Source organism: Pseudomonas putida (assembly GCF_001941965.1).
GTDB classification, from domain to species: domain Bacteria; phylum Pseudomonadota; class Gammaproteobacteria; order Pseudomonadales; family Pseudomonadaceae; genus Aquipseudomonas; species Aquipseudomonas putida_L.
Map to the genome: position 1 here is coordinate 89,672 of NZ_MKZO01000007.1, position 19,424 is coordinate 109,095.

18 protein-coding genes are annotated in these 19,424 nt (G+C 65.0%); 7 read left to right on the top strand and 11 right to left on the bottom strand.

Going from position 1 to position 19,424, the window contains the following annotated elements; translation table 11 throughout:
* Positions 1-187 precede the first annotated feature (187 nt).
* On the top strand, positions 188-442 hold the full coding sequence (locus PSEMO_RS04155; protein WP_075801902.1) for a type B 50S ribosomal protein L31: 255 nt from the start codon (positions 188-190) through the stop codon (positions 440-442).
* A 56-nt stretch (positions 443-498) separates the two neighbouring features.
* Here the strand turns inward: PSEMO_RS04155 and PSEMO_RS04160 are convergent, their stop codons facing one another.
* The 8 genes from PSEMO_RS04160 to PSEMO_RS04195 form a co-directional block, all read right to left on the bottom strand.
* A complete protein-coding gene (locus tag PSEMO_RS04160) occupies positions 499-2,142 on the bottom strand; it encodes an acetolactate synthase large subunit (protein WP_075801903.1) in 1,644 nt (547 codons plus the stop codon).
* Positions 2,143-2,195: 53 nt separating this feature from the next.
* Positions 2,196-2,921, bottom strand: a complete 726-nt coding sequence (locus tag PSEMO_RS04165; protein WP_075801904.1) for a transporter substrate-binding domain-containing protein — start codon at positions 2,919-2,921, stop codon at positions 2,196-2,198.
* A gap of 123 nt (positions 2,922-3,044) precedes the next feature.
* Positions 3,045-4,298, bottom strand: coding sequence for an OprD family porin (locus PSEMO_RS04170; protein WP_075801905.1), 1,254 nt, complete (start codon positions 4,296-4,298; stop codon positions 3,045-3,047).
* A 149-nt stretch (positions 4,299-4,447) separates the two neighbouring features.
* Positions 4,448-5,764 carry an MFS transporter gene (locus PSEMO_RS04175; protein ID WP_075801906.1) on the bottom strand — a complete coding sequence of 439 codons (1,317 nt, stop codon included), beginning with the start codon at positions 5,762-5,764 and terminating at the stop codon, positions 4,448-4,450.
* 73 nt (positions 5,765-5,837) lie between these two features.
* Positions 5,838-6,890 (bottom strand): lactonase family protein, encoded by a 1,053-nt coding sequence (locus PSEMO_RS04180; protein WP_075801907.1) that lies wholly within the window; start codon positions 6,888-6,890, stop codon positions 5,838-5,840.
* Positions 6,891-7,006: 116 nt separating this feature from the next.
* Positions 7,007-9,682 (bottom strand): aconitate hydratase AcnA, encoded by a 2,676-nt coding sequence (acnA, locus tag PSEMO_RS04185; RefSeq protein ID WP_075801957.1) that lies wholly within the window; start codon positions 9,680-9,682, stop codon positions 7,007-7,009.
* Between the two features lie 150 nt (positions 9,683-9,832).
* Positions 9,833-10,723, bottom strand: coding sequence for a LysR family transcriptional regulator (locus PSEMO_RS04190; protein ID WP_075801908.1), 891 nt, complete (start codon positions 10,721-10,723; stop codon positions 9,833-9,835).
* 10 nt (positions 10,724-10,733) lie between these two features.
* A complete protein-coding gene (locus PSEMO_RS04195; protein WP_075801909.1) occupies positions 10,734-11,294 on the bottom strand; it encodes a TetR/AcrR family transcriptional regulator in 561 nt (186 codons plus the stop codon).
* Positions 11,295-11,435: 141 nt separating this feature from the next.
* On the opposite strand from PSEMO_RS04195, the gene PSEMO_RS04200 reads away from it, so the two are divergent.
* The 3 genes from PSEMO_RS04200 (at position 11,436) to PSEMO_RS04210 (ending at position 13,709) form a co-directional block, all read left to right on the top strand.
* A complete protein-coding gene (locus PSEMO_RS04200) occupies positions 11,436-12,233 on the top strand; it encodes a crotonase/enoyl-CoA hydratase family protein (protein WP_075801910.1) in 798 nt (265 codons plus the stop codon).
* Between the two features lie 62 nt (positions 12,234-12,295).
* Complete coding sequence (locus tag PSEMO_RS04205) at positions 12,296-13,150, top strand: alpha/beta hydrolase family protein (RefSeq protein ID WP_075801911.1); 855 nt, start codon at positions 12,296-12,298, stop codon at positions 13,148-13,150.
* Between the two features lie 79 nt (positions 13,151-13,229).
* On the top strand, positions 13,230-13,709 hold the full coding sequence (locus PSEMO_RS04210; RefSeq protein ID WP_075801912.1) for an OsmC family protein: 480 nt from the start codon (positions 13,230-13,232) through the stop codon (positions 13,707-13,709).
* Between the two features lie 117 nt (positions 13,710-13,826).
* Here PSEMO_RS04210 and PSEMO_RS04215 read toward each other — a convergent pair whose 3' ends face one another.
* Positions 13,827-14,738 (bottom strand): LysR substrate-binding domain-containing protein, encoded by a 912-nt coding sequence (locus PSEMO_RS04215; RefSeq protein ID WP_075801913.1) that lies wholly within the window; start codon positions 14,736-14,738, stop codon positions 13,827-13,829.
* Positions 14,739-14,936: 198 nt separating this feature from the next.
* Here PSEMO_RS04215 and PSEMO_RS04220 point away from each other — a divergent pair, with 198 nt between their 5' ends.
* Both PSEMO_RS04220 and PSEMO_RS04225 read left to right on the top strand, forming a co-directional pair.
* Positions 14,937-16,220, top strand: coding sequence for a dicarboxylate/amino acid:cation symporter (locus tag PSEMO_RS04220; protein ID WP_075801958.1), 1,284 nt, complete (start codon positions 14,937-14,939; stop codon positions 16,218-16,220).
* A gap of 10 nt (positions 16,221-16,230) precedes the next feature.
* Positions 16,231-17,673, top strand: coding sequence for an aspartate/glutamate racemase family protein (locus PSEMO_RS04225; RefSeq protein WP_075801914.1), 1,443 nt, complete (start codon positions 16,231-16,233; stop codon positions 17,671-17,673).
* On the opposite strand, the gene PSEMO_RS04230 is transcribed toward PSEMO_RS04225, so the two are convergent.
* Both PSEMO_RS04230 and PSEMO_RS04235 read right to left on the bottom strand, forming a co-directional pair.
* Positions 17,670-18,374 (bottom strand): FadR/GntR family transcriptional regulator, encoded by a 705-nt coding sequence (locus tag PSEMO_RS04230; protein WP_075801915.1) that lies wholly within the window; start codon positions 18,372-18,374, stop codon positions 17,670-17,672. The two genes, PSEMO_RS04225 and PSEMO_RS04230, sit on opposite strands and share 4 nt — an antisense overlap.
* Before the next feature lie 54 nt (positions 18,375-18,428).
* Positions 18,429-18,644 carry a hypothetical protein gene (locus PSEMO_RS04235; protein WP_075801916.1) on the bottom strand — a complete coding sequence of 72 codons (216 nt, stop codon included), beginning with the start codon at positions 18,642-18,644 and terminating at the stop codon, positions 18,429-18,431.
* Here PSEMO_RS04235 and PSEMO_RS04240 point away from each other — a divergent pair.
* On the top strand, positions 18,643-19,422 hold the full coding sequence (locus tag PSEMO_RS04240; protein WP_075801917.1) for a transporter substrate-binding domain-containing protein: 780 nt from the start codon (positions 18,643-18,645) through the stop codon (positions 19,420-19,422). The genes PSEMO_RS04235 and PSEMO_RS04240 overlap by 2 nt on opposite strands.
* The last annotated feature ends 2 nt before the right edge of the window (positions 19,423-19,424 follow it).

The window sequence follows — 19,424 nt, forward strand, 5'->3', positions numbered from 1 at the left end:
GGGTCGATCTTATCGCTGGCAAGCCAGCTCCCACAGGTTCACCAGTGTTCTTGAGAGCACCGCGATACCTGTGGGAGCTGGCTTGCCAGCGATGAGGCCCGAGAGAACAACCATAAGCCAGGGTTGAAATGAGATTCGATATCAACTAGAGTTTTGTTACTTTATATCGTATCAATTGGAGTACCCCATGAAACCCGGCATCCACCCCGCCTATCGCCCTGTCCTGTTCCACGACACCAGCGCCAACGCCTTCTGGCTCATCGGTTCCACCGTCGACACCGACAAGACCTACGTCCACAGCGACGGCAACACCTACCCCTACGTGACCCTGGACGTGTCCAGCGCCTCCCACCCGGTCTACACCGGTCAGGAGCGCAAAGCCAAGACCGAAGGCCGGGTCGCCGGCTTCAACAAGCGCTTCGCCGCCTTTACCAGCAAATAAAAAACGCCGCTTTCCGGAACCCGGAAAGCGGCGTTTCTCTTCAATCCCGAAGCGGCTTAAACGGCCAGGGCGCGCTCACGCAGTTCGGTATTGAGGATGCGATCGTTCTCGCTGTAGTCCACCGGCACGTCGATCACATGCACGCCCGGAGTCTTGATGCAGTGCTCCAGCAGTGGCAGCAGGCCTTCCGCGCTTTCCACCCGGTGACCGTTGGCACCATAGGCTTCGGCGTATTTGACGAAGTCCGGGTTGCCGTAGTCCAGGCCGAAATCGGTGAAGCCCATGTTCGCCTGCTTCCAGCGGATCATGCCGTAGCCGTCATCCCGCAGGATCACCACGGTGACGTGCATGTTCAGACGGACTGCGGTTTCCAGTTCCTGGCTGTTCATCATGAAGCCGCCATCGCCGCAAACAGCGATCACCGGACGGTCCGGATACACCAGGTGCGAAGCCATGGCCGACGGCAGGCCCGCGCCCATGGTCGCCAGGGCGTTGTCCAGCAGTACGGTGTTCGGCTTGTGCGCCTTGTAGTTACGGGCGAACCAGATCTTGTAGATGCCGTTGTCCAAAGCAACGATGCCTTCCGACGGCAGGGCGCGACGGATGTCGGCAACCAGGCGCTGCGGATAGACCGGGAAGCGGTCGTCGTCCTTGCCTTCGGCGATCTGTGCTTCGTTGGCTTCGCGAATCGCCATCAGGCGGGTGAAGTCCCAGTGCGACACGTCGCCCAGGCCTTCGCCGATCTGCCACACGGCGTTGGCGATATCGCCGATCACTTCGATCTGCGGGAAGTACACGGCATCGACTTCGGCGGAGCGGAAGTTGATGTGGATGACTTCGGTGCCGCCACGGACCATGAAGAACGGCGGCTTCTCGATCACGTCGTGACCGATGTTGATGATCAGGTCGGCAGCTTCGACGGCGCGGTGAACGAAGTCACCGGAGGACAGCGCGGCGTTGCCGAGGAAGCGCGGGTTGCGCTCGTCCACTACGCCCTTGCCCAGCTGGGTGGTGACGAACGGGATGCCGGTCTTGTCGATCAGTTGCTCGAGGACCTTGGCGGTCATCTTGCGGTTGGCGCCGGCGCCGATCACCAGGATCGGGCTGCGGGCAGTGCGCAGCTTGTCGATGGCGGCGTCGATCGCCACGTGCTCGGCCAGCGGGCGACGGTGCAGGCTTGGCGGGATCGGCAGGACGTCGGTCTGCTCGGCAGCGATGTCTTCCGGCAGCTCCAGGTGCACGGCGCCCGGCTTCTCTTCCTCGGCGAGGCGGAAGGCCTCACGCATGCGCGACGGGATGTTGTCGGCGGAAGCAAACTGGTGGGTGTACTTGGTGATGGGGTCCATCATTGCGCACACGTCGATGATCTGGAAGCGGCCCTGCTTGGACTTCTTGATCGGCTTCTGGCCGGTGATCATCAGCATCGGCATGCCGCCGAGGTAGGCGTAGGCACCGGCGGTGACCAGGTTGGTCGCACCAGGGCCTAGGGTCGACAGGCTGACGCCGGTCTTGCCGGTCAGGCGGCCGTAGGTGGCGGCCATGAAGCCGGCGGACTGTTCGTGGCGGGTCAGCACCAGCTTGATCTTCGACTTGCGCAGGGATTCCAGCAGGTCGAGGTTTTCCTCACCGGGAATGCCGAACACATACTCGACACCTTCGTTTTCCAGGCATTGCACAACGACATCGGCGGCCTTGGCCATCTTGCTTGCTACCTCAAATGGGATTGCAGGATCGGGGAAAAAAGGTTGAGCGGTCAGCGCGGGGCACTGACATCAGTCTGTCCGGTCGCCAGCAAAGCGGCACGGACGAAGTCTTGACGTAAGCAACGCTGGATAAAGTCACTTACAAAGACGGCGCCATTGTCGCACCTTTTCGGCACCGCCATGGCTTGACGAATGGCCGTAAATGCACCGTTCAGCACTCGAAAGCGCGAATCGGCGGCGGCGACCTTCTCCAGCGGCTGACGCACACCGGCCGCCGCATCGAGGTTTTGCTCGATAAACAGGTCTACGGCGCCAGCCGAGGTACCGGCCCGCTGCAGTTGTGCGTGTTGCAGGGTGCGGCTGAGATACAGGTCATAGGCGGCGCCCTCGCCGACTGCCAGGCGCAGGCCGGGCTGGTCGAGTTGTTCCACATGCTGGAACGGAGCGTCTTTTTTCACCAGGTAAGTGCCTTCGATCAGCACGTAGGGGGCGCTGAAATGGATCTGCGCCTCGCGCACCGGTTCGATGGCGAGGAAGGCGACGGTCCAGGCGTTGTCCTCGAGGGCGGCGAAGACCTTGCCGGCGGCGTCGAAGGTGCGCATTTCCAGGGTGACACCGAGTTCTTCGGCGAGGGCCTTGGCCAGGGCCACGGAAACGCCCTGGGGCTCGCCGTCGGGGCCGCGCTGGGCGAGGACCGGGTTGCCGAAGTTGATGGCGGCGCGGAGGATGCCGTCGGGGGCGAGGTCGGCGAGGATGGCGGGGGTTACTGGGGTCATTGGTGTGTCTCCGGCATTGATGGGATCTCTCGGGCCCTATCGCTGGCAAGCCAGCTCCCACAGTGTCCGCGGCGCTGCTGAACCCTGTGGGAGCTGGCTTGCCAGCGATGAGGCCCGAAAGGCTTACCAGATCGGCAAGGTATAGGAAACGATCAGGCGGTTCTCGTCCGCACCACGGGCAAAGCTGGAACGATAGGCCGCATTGCGCCATTTGACCCCGACATTCTTCAAGGCCCCGGTCTGGAACACATACCCCACATCGGTGTTGCGCTCCCATTCCTGCCCGCCACCGGCCGCCGTCGCGGCATCGGCCTGGTCACCACGGACATAGCGGCTCATGAAGGTCAGCCCGGGAATCCCGATGGCGCTGAAGTCATAGTCATAACGCACCTGCCACGAACGCTCCCCCGGCTCGGCGAAATCGTTGATCTGGATGTAGTTGGCCAGGTACGGGTCGGTGCCATTGACGAACGGCATCGAGGTCGAGCCGTTCATCTTCTGCAAACCGAGGCCAACGGCATGGCCGCCGAGGCTGTAGGTGAACAGGCCGCTCAGCGCCCCGCTGTCGATACGCCCGCCACGGGCGGCACCGGCATCGTCGCTGAGCATGTAGCGCAGGTCGCTTTTCAGCTTGCCCGGGCCCAGCGGCAGCGTGTGGACCAGGCCCAGGAAGTGCTGGCGGTAGACCTCTTCCAGCTCGGCGTACTGGTAGCTGAGGGTGAGCTGCTTGTTCAGCGCATAGTCGGCACCGCCGATCAGCAAGGCATCACCGTCGGCCGTAGAACGGAAGCGGCGGTTCTTGTTGTTCAGGGTCAGGCCCACGGCATTGGTCGAGTCGCGGTCGGTCATGCGCTCGAAACGCGCGCCGGTGACGGTCAGGCCGTCGATTTCCTTGCTGGTCAGCAGGCCGCCGTCGAAGGTCTGCGGCAGGATGCGCCCGGTGTTGGCCTGCAGGGTCGGCAGCTTGGGAATCAGGGTGCCGTACTTCAGTTCGGTGTCCGATACACGGACCTTGGCGGTCAGGGCAACCCGGCCGAATTCGTCGGCGGCGCGGCCGTCATCGTGGGTCGGCAGCAGGCCGGTGCCGGTACGGTCAGGGCTGGAGTCGAGCTTGAGGCCGAGCATGGCCATGGCGTCCAGGCCGAAACCGACGGTGCCCTGGGTGTAGCCGGAGCGCAGGTCGAGGATAAAGCCCTGGGCCCATTCCTCGCGCTTGTTCTGCCCGGCACCGTCGCGGAAGTCGCGGTTGAAGTAGTAGTTGGAGGTTTGCAGGCTGGCCTTGCTGTCTTCGATGAAACCGGCGGCGGTTGCGGTGCCGGTGGCCAGGCAGGGGGACAGGGTGAGCAGGGTCTTGATGATGTTCTTGTTGTTGTGCATCGGTGGGGTCCGCTTTTTTATAGGTATGGGGGGGGCCTTGGCTCCCAGGGGCCAGGCAGGAAGGAAAGTGTTGGATTTGGGGGCCTCATCGCCGGCAACGCCGGCTCCCACAGGGTCCGTGTGGGGCTGGCTGCCAGCGATAGCGGTCGTCAGTGCGCGGAAGCCGCCACGGGCTGACCCGGCTCCTTGTTGCTGACCCGCATCAAGGCCGTCATCAGGAAGGCAATCGCCAGCAGCCCGCTGAGGAACAGCAACCCGGTCGCCGCACTCTGGCTACTGCCCTTCACCACGCCGATCATCGAAGGCCCGACGAAGCCGCCCAGGTTGCCGATCGAGTTGATCACCGCGATCGACACCGCCGCCGTGGTGCGGTCGAGGAACAGCGTGGGCAGCGCCCAGAACGGCGATTTGAAGCTGTACAACCCGGACAGCGCGACACAGATCATCGCCATCGACAGCACCGGGCTACCCAGCATGCCCGCCCCCACCAGCCCCAGCGCCGCCACCAGCAGCGGGATCGCCGAGTGCAGCTTGCGCTCGTTGCGGCGGTCGGAACTGCGCGACCAGATGACCATGGCAATGGTCGCGACGATATACGGCAGCATGGCGATCAGGCCGATCTCGGTGTGGGTCAGGCTGGTGGAGAAGCCCTTGATGATCTGCGGCATCCAATAGCCGACACCGAGGCTGCCGCACTGGTAGACGAAGTAGATGAACGCCAGGTACAGCACCTTGGGGTTGGTCATGGTCTTCATGACGCCCAGGCTCTTGACGTTCTTGCGGCTCTTGCGGTCGCGCTCAAGCTCGGCCAGCAGCCATTCCTTCTCCTCGGGCTTGAGCCATTTGGCCTGCTCCGGCTTGTCGGTCAGGAAGAAGTAGCAGGCGACGCCCAGCAGCACGGCAGGGATGCCTTCGAGGAACAGCATCCAGCGCCAGCCGCTCCAGTCGAACCACTTGACGTTGTCCATGATCCAGGTGGAAAGCGGCGCGCCGATGATATAGCTGACCGGGATCGCCGCGGTGAACAGGGCCACGGTGGTCGCCAGTTCCTTGGAGCGGAACCAGTAGGTCAGGTAGACGATGATCCCCGGGAAGAACCCGGCCTCGGCCACGCCCAGGAGGAAGCGCAGCACATAGAGCTGGTTGGCGGTCTGGGCGAAAGCCGTGCCGGCGGCGATCAGGCCCCAGGTCACCAGGATCCGCGCGATCCACACCCGCGCTCCGTATTTGTTGAGCATCACGTTGCTCGGCACTTCGAAGAGGAAGTAGCCGATGAAGAAGATCCCGGAAATGAAGCCGAAGGCCTCGCTGGTCAGGGCCAGTTCCTTGTTCATCTCCAGCGCGGCGTAGCCGATGTTGGCCCGGTCCAGGTAGGAAACGATGTACAGCAGGAACACAAAGGGGATGATCCGCCAGGTGATCTTGCGGACTATCGCGTGTTCATCAAGCGTCTTGTTGTTGTTCATGGCGACCTCGTGGAGGACAAGCTTGCGCCCGCCTCATGCATTTTTATAGTGACCGGGGCAAATCCCGGGTGGATCAGGCAGAAAAAACCAGGCACACCGGGCTGCCGGTGGCGATCGAGAAACCGCTGTCGTGTAGCTGCCCGCTGGCGGCGTCGACGGCCAGCGAGACGATGGAATCGCTGTCTTCGTTGAGCACGAACAGGAAGCGCTGGTTGGGCGTCAGGGCGAAGAATCGCGGAGTGCGGCCCAGGCTCGGGGCGAATTCCACCGGGCTCAGGCAGCCGCTGGCGGTATCGATGGCGAACACTGCGATGCTGTCGTAGCCGCGGTTGGAGGCGTAGAGGAAACGCCCGTCGGCGCTGACCTCGATTTCCGCTGCGCGGCTGTTGCCGGTGTAGGTCGAGGGCAGGGACGGCAGTACCTGCACGGAGTCCAGCGCGCCGGTCAGAGGATCGAAGCGGTAGCTGGTGACGCTGGAGTCCAGTTCGTTGACGGCAAACACCAGTGGCGCGCTCGGGTGCACGGCAACATGACGCGGGCCCGAGCCTTCACGGGTGGCGACGAAGCCCTGGGCGGTGGGGACCAGGCGGCCGTCCTCGAAGTGGAAGACGAAGATCCGGTCCAGGCCCTTGTCCGGCACCAGGACGAACCGGCCGCTGGGGTCGAACAGGTTGAAATGGGGTTTGGCGAACGGCTGTTCGATCCGGTGCGGGCCGGCGGGGCCGTGCAGGGCGACCAGTTGCACAAGTGCGCCGAGTGCGCCGTCGACTTCGATTGCCAGTACCGCGAGGGTGCCGCTCAGGTGGTTGGACACCACCAGGAAGCGCTCGCTCGGGTCCAGGGCCAGGTGCACCGGGTTCTTGCCTTCGCAGCTCTGACGGTTGAGGAAGGTCAGCTGGCCGCTGGACTTGTCGACGCTGAAGGCGCTGACTTCGCTACGGTCGCCGTGGACGCAGTAGAGACGGTCGCCAGCGCGGTTGAGGGCGAGGAAGGACGGGTTGACCAGGTCCTCGACGACCTGCACACGCTCAAGCCGGCCTTGCGCAGGGTCGACGGCGAAGACGCTGATGCCGTCGCCGCGGGCGTGGCGTTCGCGGGTGGTGCGGGAGCCGATGTAGGCAAACATGGGGGTTACTCCGAAATCCTTGTTGTTCTTGAGGGCCTCATCGCTGGCAAGCCAGCTCCCACAGGGATCGCGTGCGCCGCTGGACCTGTGGGAGCTGGCGTTGCCAGCGATTGGGGTCACCGCGCAGTCTTGGTCCTGGCCACGACCTTGCGAATCACATAGGGCAGCACCCCGCCATTGCGCAGGTAGCGCACCTCCTGCAGCGAATCGATGCGCACCCCGACCTGCACCTCCTCCCGCTCGCCACCAACCCGGCGAATCACCAGCAGCACCGGGTTGTCGCCGACCTGCAGATCATCCAGCCCGACAAAATCCAGGCTTTCACTACCGTCCAGCTGCAGATCGTCCACCGCCTGCCCGTCCCGGAACTGCAGCGGGATCACCCCCATGCCGATCAGGTTGCTGCGGTGGATCCGCTCGATGCTGCGCGCCACCACCGCCTTGACCCCGAGCAGGGCCTGGGCCTTGGCGGCCCAGTCGCGACTGGAACCGGCGCCATAGTTGATCCCGGCGAACACCACCAGCGGGGTGCCGGCGTAGCTCTTGGCCGCCTCGTACAACGGCAGCACGTCAGCGCCATCCGCCGTGCGCGCCCAGGCGCCCTGCCCCGGCTGCTCGGCCAGCAGGCGGTTGTGCACGGATTTGTTGGTGAAGGCGCCGCGCAACATGACTTCGTGGTTGCTGCGTCGGGTGGAGTACTGGTTGAGGTCCTGCGGATCCTCGCCGCGCTCCAGCAGCCATTGCCCGGCCAGGCTGTTGGCCGGAATTGCCCCGGCCGGGGAGATATGGTCAGTGGTGACGTTGTCGCCCAGCACCATCAGAGCCCGCGCCCCGGCAATCGCCAGGCTGTCGCGGGCCTCGGCCTGGATATCGGCGAGGTATTGCGGGCGGCGCAGGTAGGTGGACTGCGGGCTCCACGGGAACTGCACGCTGCCCTCGGCAGACAGCGCCTGCCAGTGATGGGTCCCGTCCCAGACGGTCGCCAGGCGCTGCTGGAAGTACTCCGGCCGTACTACACGCGCCACCTGCTCGGCGACATCGGCGTCCGCCGGCATCAGGTCATGCAGGTAGACCGGCTGGCCGTCGGCGTCTTCACCCAGGGCATCGCAGTTCAGGTCGATATCGATGCGCCCGGCAATGGCATAGGCCACGCACAGCGCTGGCGAGGCCAGGTAGCCGGCAGGCACCTTCGGGTTGACCCGGCCTTCGAAGTTGCGGTTGCCGGACAACACCACCACACCCTTCAGGCCCTGCTCGGCGAAGTCCTCGACATGTTCTTCGAGCTTGCCGGAGTTGCCGATGCAGGTCATGCAGCCGAAACCGGCGAGATCGAAACCAAGGGCGGAAAAGTCTTCCAGCAGCCCGGCCTCGGCCAGATAGTCGGCAACCACCCGCGAGCCCGGCGACAGCGAGGTCTTCACCCACGGCTTGCGTTGCAGCCCCAGCTCACGGGCACGGCGGGCCAGCAGGCCGGCCTGGATCATCAGCGACGGGTTGGCGGTGTTGGTGCAACTGGTGATCGCCGACATCACCACGGCGCCATGGGAAATGGATTCGCCAAAGGACGGCTCGAAGAATTGCTGGGCCGCAGGACCGGCGATCAGCCCTTCCCCGCCCAGCACTTCCTGGCGGAACGAAGCACCGGCGGCGGACAACGATTGCCGCTGGTGCGGCTGGTGCGGGCCGGCGACGCTCGGTTCGAGGCTGGCCAGGTCCAGTTCGATCAGCTCGTCGAACTGCGGCTCCACCAGGTCGTCCTGGCGCCACAGCGGCTGGGCCCTCATATAGGCGACCACCTGGCGACGCAGTTCCGGCGAACGGCCGCTCAGTTCCAGGTAATTCAGGGTCTCGTCATCGAACGGGAAGAACACCACCGTGGCGCCATACTCCGGCGCCATGTTCGACACCGTGCCCCGCGCCGCCCAGCCCAGGGTCGACAGACCGGGACCGGTGAACTCGACGAACTTGCCCACCACCGAACGCCGACGCAGGATCTCGGCCACATGCAGGGCCAGGTCGGTGGCGGTGACACCCGCACGCAATGCGTTGCTGACGCGGATACCGATCACCTCAGGGAAGCTGATCGGCACCGGCTCGCCGACCATCGCCGCCTGCCCTTCGAGGCCGCCGACGCCCCAGCCGAGCACGCCGATGGCATTGATCATCGGCGTATGGCTGTCGGTGGCGACCATATCGTCCGGGTGCAGCAGGCGCCGGCCATCGGCCGTGCGGCTTTCCCAGACCACCTTGGCCAGGGCTTCCATGTTCATCTGGTGGATGATCCCGGTGCCCGGCGGGATCACCCCGAAGTTGTCCAGGCTCTTTTGCGCCCACTTGATAAAGCGGTAGCGCTCGCTGTTACGGCGAAAATCGATATCGAGGTTCTGCTCCACCGCATCGGCCTCGGCGTAGCGCTCGACGATCACCGAGTGGTCGATGGTCAGCACCGCCGGGATCAGCGGGTTCATCGCCTGCGGATCGCCGCCCAGCTCGGCGACCACGTCGCGCATCCCGGCGAAGTCGGCCAGGGCCGGCAGGCAGGTGGTGTCGTGGAACATCAGGCGGTTGGGCTGGAACGGCGCCTCGCAGGTCGGGCCCTGGCCGACGGCACGGGCCAGCACCGAGGGCAGGGCCTCGGGCGAGCAACGGGCGACGTTCTCCAGCAGGATGCGGATCGAGTACGGCAGGCGTTCGATCTGCGCCGCGTCCAGCAGCTTGTGCAGGTCGACGTAGGCGAAGTCCTGCTGGTCGATCACCAGGGTAGAAAGAAGGTCGCGGGCTGTCTCGGTCATGCTGCTCATCGCTCGGCTTTTTTATGGTGTTCACGGGCCGGGCAAAGCCGAGGCACCGTTGATGGGGCCGATACTAGGAGCAGTCAGGAGGGATGAAAATTGATCAATTGCCACTGCAGCGTTCTCCGTTGGAGAACGCTCGCAGGGTCATCAGCCTTCGCTGAGTTTCAGGTGGTCGATGAAGGTCCTGAGGGTGGCGGAGGCGGCGTCGTATTTGCGGAACGCCAGCAGCAGCGAGCGTTGCGCCCAGTCTTCGGCCAGCGGCACCGCCTTCAGCGAATGACTGCGCTGGTACTGGCTGACCACGCTGCGCGGCAGCACCGCCACGCCCAGACCGGCGGACACCAGACGGCACATGCAGTCGAAGCTGCTGATCCGGATGCGCAGGCGCAGGGCCATGCCGAGTTTTTCCGCCTCGCGGGTGAGCAGCATATGCACCGAGCTTTCAAGATGCGGGCCGACGAACTCGTGCTCCAGGGCATCACGGAACGGCACCGACTTGCGCTGGGCCAGGGCATGGCCGGCGGGGACCACCAGGGTCAGTTGGTCGTTGCGGTACGGCAGGGTTTCCAGGCCCTGGGCAGCGGTCTGCGAGGCGATGATGCCGAGGTCGGCGCGGCCGTCGGCCACCGCCCGCACCACCGCCGAACCGACCCGTTCCTCGATATCGAATTTGATCTGCGGGTACAGCTCGGCAAAGCCGGCCACGTCCTGGGGCAGGAACTGCGACAGCGCCGAGGTGATGGCGTGGATGCGGATATGCCCCTTCACCCCGCTGGCGTAGTCGCCCAGTTCGGTGTCCAGTTGGGCCAGGGTCTGCTTGAGCTGGCGGGCGTAGAACAGCAGCGACTGCCCTGCCGGGGTCAACTCGACGCCGCGGGCATTGCGGATCAGCAACGGCGAGCCGATCTGCGCCTCCAGCTCGCTGATGCGCTTGCTGATGGCCGACACCGCCAGGTGCTTGATCCGCGCGGCGCGGGTCAGGTTGCGCTCCTGGGCGACGGTGATGAACAGGTCGAGGCTGGTCAGGTCGTAGCGCATGGGCGGATCCTCATTCGGCCAGCAGGGCCAGGGCGCGGCGGGTGACCCGCTCGATCGGCGCCGGATCGTTGTAGATGCGCGCCAGGAGGATCGCGCCTTCGTAGTCGGCGACCATCTGCTGGCCCAGTTCCCTCGCCTGCTCGTCATCGGCAATCGGCTTGAAGAGCAAGGCGCAGGCCGCCGCCCAGTCATCGAAAAAGGCCCGCACCGGCGCCATCAGTTCCGGCTTGCCGTAGCTGGCGTCCACCGCCACCACGCCCATCAGGCAGCCGATGGCATCGCCCTGGAACAGGCGCATGGCGCGGCGGCCCATGGTTTCCAGGCGCTCGGCAGGGCTCAGGGCCTGGTCGGCGGTGATGGCGAACAGGCCCTCGGCCAGGCCCTTGTGGGTCCAGTCGAGGACATCGCGCAGCAGCGATTCCTTGTTCGGGTAGTGGTGATAGAAGGATGCCTTGGTCAGCCCGCAGGCGGCAGCCAGGGTATCCATGGTGGTGCCGTGATAACCCAGGCGCTTGAAGGTGCTGGCGCACTGTAACAGCAGGTCATCACGGGAAATCTTCGGCGGTCGCATGGCCGGGCGTCCTCTCGATCAAGGGCGGTGATTCTAGGGTATAAGCGCAGCCCGCTCAATTTGACGGTTACCGAACGTTTGTTTAGTTTCATCAAACCGAACAAACGGTCAGTAAACCTCAACGATGCAGGAGAGCGAGTGATGAGTGAAGCCAACAGTGGACCGGGGCGGGTCAGCCGCGAGCAGCGTGGACCTGTGTTTCTCATCGGCCTGGACCGGGCCGGCAAGCGCAACGCCTTCGACAGCGCCCTGCTTGGCGAGCTGTCCCTGGCGCTGGGCGAGTACGAAAGCAACGATGAGTTGCGTTGTGCCGTGGTGTTTGCCCATGGCGCGCATTTCACCGCCGGGCTGGACCTGATGGAACTGGCGCCAAAGCTGGCCTCGGGCGCGTTAGCCTATCCGCCGGGCGGGATCGATCCCTGGGGTGTCGGCGGCAGGCGGCGGCGCAAGCCGGTGGTGGTGGCCGTGAATGGCACCTGCTGGACAGCAGGGATCGAGCTGATGCTGAACGCCGATATCGTCGTCGCCGAACGGGATGCGCGCTTCGCCCATCTGGAAGTGCTGCGCGGGATCGCCCCCCTGGGTGGGTCCAGCGTGCGCTTTACGCGGGCGGCGGGCTGGAGCGACGCCATGCGTTACCTGCTGACCGGCGATGAGTTCGATGCGGCAGAAGCGCTGCGGATGAGGTTGGTGACCGAGGTGGTGGAGCCGGGTGAGGCATTGGCGCGCGCCCTCGAGTTCGCCGGGAAGATTGCCCTGGCGGCGCCGCTGGGGGTGCAGGCCACCTTGGAGTCGGCGTTTGCTGCGCAGGATGAGGGGGATGCCGCGGCGCTGGCATTGCTGGACGAACAGATGCTCAGGTTGATCCGCAGCGAAGATGCCCGGGAGGGGGTGATGGCGATGATGCAGAAGCGGGCTCCGGTCTTCAAAGGTCGCTGAACACTTACCGGCCTCATCGCGGCGATGAGGCCCTCGAACCCACCAAAGACGGAACGAAAACAGTGCAAATCCACCTGCCAGCCCGAGACGGCTACCCAATCACGGCCACCCGCTACGAGGCCAGCGGCACACCTCACGGCAACCTGCTCCTGGCTGGCGCCACCGGCGTGCAGCAGCGCTTCTACCGACGCTTCGCCGAGTACGCAGCACGCCGTGGCTTCAATGTCATGACCCTGGACTATCGCGGTGTCGGCCAATCCCGCCCGCCCTCGCTCAAGGGCTTCGAGATGTCCTACCTCGACTGGGCGTACCAGGACCTCGCCGCCGCTGTCGACCTGCTCGCCGCCGAAAACCTGCCCCTCTACTGGGTCGGCCACTCCTTCGGCGGTCATGCCATCGGCCTGCTGCCCAACCACCGGCACCTGCGCGCCTGCTACAGCTTCGGCAGCGGCGCCGGCTGGGCGGGCTGGATGCCGCCCCTGGAAGCGATGAAAGTCAGGCTGTTATGGACCGCCATCCTGCCGCTGATCATCCGCGCCAGGGGCTACATGGCCTGGAGCCTGCTGGGCATGGGCGACGACTTGCCGCTGGGGGTCTATCGCGACTGGAAACGCTGGTGCCGCTACCCGCATTACTACTTCGACGATCCGGACATGCCGCATGTCCACGACGCCTACGCCAGCGTGCGCCTGCCCTGTGTCTTCGCCACCGCCACCGACGACCCCTGGGCCCCGCCGCGTTCACGGGATGCCTTCGTCAAGGCTTATCGCAATGCCGCCCTGACCCTGCCGGATATCCAGCCACAGGGCGAACGCAGCATCGGTCACATGGGTTATTTCCGCGAAGGCTCCGAAGCGCTGTGGGACGAGGCGCTGGACTGGCTGCTCAGCCATGCACCGATTGCAGTCGCGCAATGACTGCTGACCGGACTGCACGTTTCATTGCCCTGCGGTCAGGGCGTAGGCTGGACTTCCGCTCACTTTCAGGACGAAGCCCATGGCCGAAAAACAACACCACTACGCCGTCACTGTCACCTGGACCGGCAACCAGGGCACGGGGACGGCGTCCTATCGGGGCTACAGCCGCGACCATCTGATCCAGGGCGACGGTAAGCCGGCGATCGAAGGCTCGTCGGACCCAGCCTTCCGCGGCGATCCGGCGCGCTGGAATCCGGAGGAGTTGCTGCTGGCCTCGCTTTCAGCCTGCCACAAGCTCTGGTACCTGGGGCTGTGCGCCGAGGCCGGGATCGTGGTGCAGGCGTATGAAGACCGCGCGGAAGGCGAGATGGTCGAGGAAGCCAATGGCGCGGGGCAATTCACCTCGGTGACTTTGAGGCCGAAGGTGACCCTGGCTGCGGGCGCGGACCTGGAGCAGGCGCGGACGCTGCATCGGTTGGCGCATCAGAAGTGCTTTATTGCGCGGTCGGTGAATTTTCCGGTGGAGCATGAGGTGGAGTTGGTGCTGCATCCATCTTGAGGCCACCGCAAACCCTGTGGGAGCTGGCTTGCCAGCGATGAGGCCGGCCTGAGCAATGATGCTGTCAGATAGGGCCAAATCGCTGGCAAGCCAGCTCCCACAGGGTCCGTGTGACGCTCAGTCCCGCGAAACACCCTCCTCCAGCGACGTCCACAAACTGCGCAACGTCGGGTTCTGGTTGGCACTGGCCCGATACGACCGAATCTCCAGCCGGGTACTCCACTCCTCCCCGCCAGCCCGCACCAGCCGGCCCTGCTCCAGCTCCTCGGCCACCGCACTCTGCGGCAGCCACGCCACCCCATGCCCGTCGATGGCCATGCGCATCAGCAGCATGGCCATGTCCGCCTCGTAACAGCGCTCCAGGGCACAGGCCGAAGGCCCGTTCTTGATCACGATATCCGCCACCCGCCCAAGAAAGGTCGTGGCGGTGTAGGCCAGGTGCGGCACCGGCCGCGCCGAGCTGCCCGGCAAGCGGTAGCGCGGCTTGCCCTGGGCATCCGGGGCGCACACCGGCAGGAACGGATCGTGCCCGAGGGTCAGGCTGCCGAAACGGCTGGCATCCATGAGGATCGGCGCCAGCGCGTGGTGATAGACGATCATCAGGTCGCAGCCACCCTCCTCCAGGGCGATCACTGCGTCATGGATATTCGCCGCCACCACCCGCGCATTGAAACGACCGTTGCGCTGCTGGAACTGGTCGAGCCAGCGCGGCAGGAAGGTCATCGACAGGCTGTGCCCGGCCGTGATGCGGATCGAACGCCCGGGCATCCGCTCCACCTCACGCAACGCCGAACGCAAGCGCAACAGGCCGGCCAGTGCCTCACGGCCTTCCTCGCAGAAGATCCGTCCTGCCGGGGTCAGTTGCACCGGATAGGTTCCCCGGTCCACCAGTTCCACTCCGACCCACTCCTCCAGCGAACGGATCCGCCGCGACAGCGCCGACTGGGTCACGCAGCGCACTTCCGCCGCCCGGGAAAAATTCTTCCATTCGGCGATCGCCAACAGATCGTCCAGCCATTTGATTTGCATGCCGCCACCTCGCTGCGAGACGCCAGTGTACTGCTGCCCCGCCCCATCCCGTCAGGCGTTTCGCCAAACTATTCCAAAAGCGCATGAGCCCATCGGGATTACTCATCAAGCCCCTGGGGCGGCGTTCCTACAATCGCCGCCATGGGCCGGTACCCCACCGCCCTCGACCGACAGAACAACAACATCGAAGAGGCTTACATGAACAACAATCGACTTCCGCGCCGCATCGGCTACGGCATCGTGCTCGGCGTGCTGATCGGCTGGGCCTGCCATCACTTCGCGGGAAGCGAACAGCAGGCGAAGGACATCGCCGCCTATTTCTCCATGGTCACCGATATCTTCCTGCGCCTGATCAAGATGATCATCGCGCCGCTGGTCTTCGCCACCCTGGTCGGCGGGATCGCCAGCCTGGGCAATTCGCGCTCGGTGGGGCGCATCGGCCTGCGTGCCATGCTCTGGTTCGTTACGGCCTCGGCGGTGTCCCTGGCGATCGGCATGGGCCTGGTCAACCTGTTCCAGCCCGGCGCCGGGTTGAACATGGATATCAGCCAGCACGCCACTGCACCGCTGGCGGTGAATACCGGCGACTTCAGCCTCAAGGTGTTCATCAGCCATGTGTTCCCGCGCAGCTTCGCCGAGGCCATGGCCAATAACGAAATCCTGCAGATCGTGGTGTTCTCGCTGTTCTTCGGCTTTGCCCTGGCCGCAGTCAAGCGTGCCGGCTACAACGGCATCGTCAACGCCGTGGACGAGCTGGCCAAGGTCATGTTCCGCATCACCGACTACGTGATGGCCTTCGCCCCTGTAGGCGTGTTCGCCGCCATGGCCTCGGCCATCACCGTGCAGGGTCTGGGCCTGCTGCTGGACTTCGGCAAGCTGATCGCCCAGTTCTACCTGGGTATCGGCCTGCTCTGGGTGGTGCTGTTCGGCGCCGGCTACCTGTTCCTCGGACGCAGCGTATTCCACCTCGGCAAGCTGATCCGCGAGCCGGTGCTTCTGGCCTTCTCCACTGCCAGCAGCGAGTCGGCCTACCCGAAGACCATGGAAGCCCTGGAGAAATTCGGTGCGCCGAAACGGGTGTCGAGCTTCGTCCTGCCCCTTGGCTACTCGTTCAACCTTGACGGTTCGATGATGTACCAGGCCTTCGCCATCATGTTCATCGCCCAGGCCTACAACATCGACCTGAGCTTTACCCAGCAACTGCTGATCCTGCTGACCCTGATGATCACCAGCAAGGGCATGGCCGGGGTGGCGCGGGCGTCGGTGGTAGTGGTCGCGGCGACCCTGCCGATGTTCAACCTGCCGGAAGCCGGGCTGCTGCTGATCCTCGGTATCGACCAGTTCCTCGATATGGCCCGCACCGCGACCAATGTGGTGGGCAACAGCATCGCCACGGCGGTGGTGGCCAAGGCCGAGGCCGGGCGGACCGAAGAAGAAGATCAACCCGAAGCCGCCCGTCCGTCCGCCGCCTCCGTTGCCTGAGAATCCCGTCATGACCAAGACCCCACGCAAGCTCGGCATCGTCGGCGGCCTCGGCTCCCTGGCCGGTGGCGACCTGTTCTACAAGCTGGTGCGCTCCCGCGCGGTGCTGGAGGACCAGGACCGCTATCACTTCCTGTTCGAACAGCATCCGTTTCGCGACCTGAAGCTGCCGCTGGATCGCGGGGCGAACATGAATGCGCGCAAGTTCTATGTGTTCCAGGTGTGTCGCTCGTTCGAGGCCAGCGGGGTGGATGCGGTGCTGCTGCCGTGTTTCGCCAGCCACAGCTTCCGCGCCGAGATTCAGGAGGAACTGGGCATCCCGGTGCTGGACATGCTCGATGCCCTGGCCGAACACCTGCAACGCAGCGTTGTGCCGGGGACCCCGCTCGGAGTGATCGCCTCGGACTTCGTGCGCCATTCCGGGTTGCTTGAGCGTTACCTGGGCGGGCGTTATCCGCTGGTCTATCCCTCCACCGCGGAGCAGGAGGCGCTGATGCAGGCCATGTACGGCACTGGCGGGGTCAAGGATGGTCATCTCGACGGCCTGCCGCTGGAAACGCTGTACCAGGTCTGCCTGTCTCTGCAGGCCAGCGGCGCGCAGGTGATGGTGCCGGGCATGACCGAACTGTCGCTGGTCTGCGCCGACCTGCAACGGCGCGGCATCGCCACCCTGGACATCAACGAGATCTACGCCGGCTTCGCCATCCGCGAGCCCGGCGAAGAGCGCCGGCCACCCTTCAAACTGGGCATCGTCGGTGGCGTGGGGCCGGCGGCGACCGTGGATTTCATGGGCAAGGTGGTGGCCAGCACCCCGGCGGGCAAGGACCAGGACCACCTGAAGATGGTGGTTGAGCAGAACCCGCAGATCCCCGACCGCACTGCCAACCTGCTGCACGCCGAGACCGATCCGACCCTGGCCCTCTACGCCACCTGCAAGCGCCTGGAAAGCGCCGGGGCCAATGCCATCGCCATTCCGTGCAACACCGCCCATGCCTTCGTCGAGCGGATCCAGGCACACCTGCGGGTGCCGATCGTCAATATGCTCGGCGAGACGGTCGAGCATATCCGTCGCACCCATGGTACGGACAAGGTGATCGGCTTGCTGGCCACCTCCGGCACGGTGCAAAGCCAGGTCTATCACCAGGCCGCCGCCCAGGCCGGGCTGCAACTGCTCGCACCGGGGCATGATTACCAGGCCATGGTGATGGAGGCGATCTACGGGGAACGGGGGATCAAGGCGGGGTTTACCGAAGGGATCTGCCGCGAGCAGTTGCTGGTGGCGGCGGAACACCTCTGTGACCTGGGGGCCGAGGTGCTGATCCTCGGCTGTACCGAGCTGCCGCTGGTGCTCGGTCATTGCGAGGGATTTGCGCTGGGGGAGCATCGGGTGGCGCTGGTGGATCCGACGCTGGTGCTGGCGCGGGCTTGCGTGAACCTGGCGCTGGAGACTTAAGCGGCAAACACGATCCCGCAACGGGCCGCGGCATTGCGGATATGTTCCTGCATGGCCTTCTGCGCCGCAGCAGGTGAGTGCCGGGCCAGGGCGCGGAGGATCTTGCGGTGCTCCTGCCAGGTCTCCATGGCCCGCTCCGGACGAATGAACGGCAGCTTCTGGCTTTCGACGAAGATCGCCTCGCTGCTGGTGACGATATGCAGCATCGCCAGGTTGCCACCGGCTTCCAGCAGGCGCCGGTGGAAGGCGAAATCCAGCTGCGCCGCCGCCTCGAAGTTACCCGCCCGTAGCTCCACGCGCATGGCCTCGACATTCAGCTCCAGGGCATCCAGGTCGTCGGCGGTCAGGGCATTGGCGGCCTGGCCGGCAGCGAAGCCTTCCAGCACATAGCGCAACTGGAAGGTGTCCGCCGCACCGATCTGCGCGGCGAAAGGCCAGGCGAACCAGGGTGACTCAGCGCTCGGCGCAGGCTTCGCCGCCTGCACGAACACGCCCTTGCCCGGGTGCACGCTGACCACGCCCAACGCACTGAGGGACGACAACGCCTCGCGCAGGGACGCCCGGCTGACCCCAAGGCGCTCCGCCAGATCACGCTGCGAAGGCAAGGCATCACCGGCCTGGTAGCCGCCGTCGCGGATCAGTTGCTGGATAGCCTGTAGAGCCTGCTCCGGGACGGCGCTGCGGGTGGGAGTTTCGAACATATGTTCAGACCAGTCGGAACGGAAGATGCGCTGTTTTACGTCCTTTCTCACCTATCACGCAAGTTTGGCCCCATCCTGGCGCAGCCCCGTGGCGCCTGCCTTTTCTCGGGGCATCTGCGCTTTCTCCGCCGTTGATTCGCCGCACAACTGTTCAGACCAGTAATACCGCGCAAGCACCGGCTTCCAGCGCATTTCCATGGTTTTTTCGCGAGTTGGCACGGCGGCTGCAATAGCCGGAAACACACCTTTCCGCTGCGAGGCACCGACCATGATTTCGTTCCGCAAACTCCTGCTGGCCACCCTCCTCTGCGGCAGCGCCCTCAGCGCCCAGGCCGATGTGCTCGGCGATATCACCCAGCGCGGCGTGCTCAAGGTCGCCGTGCCCCAGGACTTCCCGCCCTTCGGCTCGGTCGGCCCGGACCTCAAGCCCCGCGGCCTGGATATCGACACCGCGCAACTGCTGGCCGACAAGCTCGGGGTGAAACTGGCCCTGACCCCGGTCAACAGCACCAACCGCATTCCCTTCCTCACCACCGGCAAGGTCGACCTGGTGATCTCCAGCCTCGGCAAGAACCCCGAGCGCGAGAAAGTGGTGGACTTCTCCCTGCCCTACGCGCCCTTCTACCTCGGTGTGTTCGGCCCCGAAGGCAGCAGCGTCGACAACGTCCAGGCCCTGGCCGGCAAGACCATCAGCGTGACCCGCGGCGCCATCGAGGACATGGAACTCAGCGCCGTGGCCCCGCAAGGCGCCACCATCAAGCGCTTCGAGGACAACAACTCGACCATCGCCGCCTACCTCTCCGGCCAGGTCGACCTGATCGCCAGCGGCAGCGTGGTGATGTCGGCGATCGCCGAGAAAAATCCGAAAAAGGTCCCGGTGCTCAAGGTCAAGCTCAAAGACTCGCCGGTCTACGTCGGCATGAGCAAGGAGCAGCCGGCGCTGCGCGACAAGGTCAACGCCATCCTCGCCGAAGCCCGCAGCAACGGCAGCCTCAACGCCAATGCCGAGAAATGGCTGAAGCAGCCGCTGCCTGCCGACTTCCAGTGAGC